Source organism: Psychrobacter sp. 1U2 (genome assembly GCF_051847575.1).
On the sequence record NZ_JBPYDC010000819.1, the window covers coordinates 1 to 820 of the forward strand.

At 42.8% G+C, this 820-nt stretch carries 1 protein-coding gene; it reads right to left on the reverse strand.

All coding sequences use genetic code 11. The annotated features are described in order from the left end of the window. On the reverse strand, positions 1 to 804 hold an 804-nt coding region (locus ACS8FD_RS18920), incomplete at its 3' end, for a class I SAM-dependent methyltransferase (RefSeq protein ID WP_439276991.1). Positions 805 to 820: the final 16 nt, after the last annotated feature.

Consider the following 820-nt stretch of genomic DNA (forward strand, 5'->3'; position numbering starts at 1 on the left):
GTTCGCCACAAGCTTACCCATAAGAGGCAACGCAGTAAAAGAGTATAAGTCATAAGCTTTAGATAATGGCTCAAAAATAGGTTTTGAGAACTCTAAGATTAATAAACGCCCGCCTGGCTTTAATACACGGTACATTGAACGTAGAGCCGCATCCTTGTCAGTGACGTTACGTAGACCAAAGCTAATCGTCAATAAGTCAAAACTCTCATCTTCGAAAGGGGCGAGAGTTTCAGCATTGGCAAGGACAAAGTCAACGTTGTTACAGCCGGCATTAATCAAGCGCTCACGGCCAACTTCTAGCATCGCTGCATTAATGTCTGACAAGACAACATGACCATTGCGACCTACTTCACGGCTAAACACTTTAGCCAAATCACCTGTACCACCTGCGATATCTAATACGTGTTGACCTGCACGTACGCCAGATAAACTAATAGCAAAACGCTTCCAAAGGCGATGAATACCAAAAGACATCAGATCGTTCATGATATCGTATTTTTTGGCAACTGAGGTAAATACATCAGCCACGCGCGCTTGCTTTTCAGCTTTGTTGACAGTCTTGTAACCAAAATGAGTCTGTTCTGAACCATCAGTATCCAGTGTATGCGGGTTGTTGATATCATCACGTTGATTAAAGGCTGTTTGTGGCTTTTGATCGTTTGAGATCGGTGCTGAGTGGTTGCTCATTTTGTTGTCATTATATGGCATAGTGGTTTGTTGACCTTGCGATGTTCCTGTTGGTAAGTCTTGTAGTTGAGTAAAGTCGCTATTGTTGGTATTTGCAGTACTGGCATTGTTTACTATTGAATTAGGGCTCGGC